Raw genomic sequence first — 529 nt, forward strand, 5'->3', positions numbered from 1 at the left:
AAAATGAGACATAAGAAAACCACTTCTGTTGAAATCTAGGAAACTAGAAACAGGAGTGTTTTATTATGCTCAAAAAAACCTATTCAGTGGAAACTAAGTTAGCCTGTATCGAGATGAAGAAGGCAGGTAAGTCTAACAAGGTCATTACGGCAAAGGTCTGGAGGAGCTATCTGAAGTAGAACAACTACGACTACAGGTGCAACTCTTAAAAAAGTATCGGAACTTGGTCAGGCAATCGCAGAGGGTCAGCGGTTCGGTCCTGTTTCGGCGTCAAACGCTCAACTTTCTACCGTTGGAAAGCAAGAGGCGAAAAACTTGAGAAGAGAGACGAGGTTGTAGAGAAAATCGAGCAACTCTGTATGGAACATCATTTTATCTACGGCTATCGTACTATTACACGACTACTTAAGAAAATCCATGGACTAATCGTTAATCGCAAGAAAGTCTATCGAATTATGAAGGAAAGAGGTTGGCTCTGTCGTGCACGTCCTAAGAAGGTGGCAAATATAGGTCAGCCTTACTATGTGAC

Annotated in this window: 1 protein-coding gene; it reads left to right on the top strand. The window is 41.8% G+C overall.

Annotation, left to right across the window (positions count from 1 at the left end; translation table 11 throughout):
* Positions 1-215: 215 nt before the first annotated feature.
* Positions 216-529 (top strand): IS3 family transposase (locus HMPREF2542_RS09985; RefSeq protein WP_261674372.1); only part of this gene is annotated, 314 nt, incomplete at its 3' end.

The sequence above is a fragment of the Streptococcus sp. HMSC034B05 genome, assembly GCF_001809055.1.
Classification (GTDB): Bacteria; Bacillota; Bacilli; order Lactobacillales; family Streptococcaceae; genus Streptococcus; species Streptococcus constellatus.